The sequence below is a fragment of the Bradyrhizobium sp. TM233 genome (genome assembly GCF_036247965.1).
Lineage (GTDB): Bacteria > Pseudomonadota > Alphaproteobacteria > Rhizobiales > Xanthobacteraceae > Bradyrhizobium > Bradyrhizobium ottawaense.
This window is the reverse complement of sequence record NZ_BTIG01000203.1, coordinates 1-287: the sequence shown is the minus strand read 5'-3', so window position 1 is coordinate 287 and position 287 is coordinate 1. Positions and strand designations below refer to the sequence as shown.

Here is a 287-nt window from a genome sequence, read left to right as displayed (position 1 = left end):
AATCTGAAGCACTGCGGCAGCACGATGAAGGGCCAGCTGCCAAGGCTCGCAGACACCATCGAGAGCAATATTACAACAACGACATCAGATGAACCAACAACGAAGGAGAAAACTCGCAACCTGTTCAAGCGGGACAAAATGAATCTAAGCAGAAAAATCAAGCGCTGCCATGAAGGAAGGGGTATCCAGGTGAAGCGTGGACCAAATAGCCAACGACTCAATGCAATCTCTGAGGCAATAAAGTTGAGTTTCTGCATGGTTCCCGCAAATCTTACAGATGATAGGCA

1 protein-coding gene is annotated in these 287 nt (G+C 47.7%); it reads left to right on the top strand.

The window, feature by feature from the left end; all coding sequences use genetic code 11:
* Positions 1-24: 24 nt before the first annotated feature.
* The coding region (locus AABA86_RS34245; protein WP_338309885.1) for a hypothetical protein at positions 25-287 on the top strand (263 nt) is incomplete at its 3' end.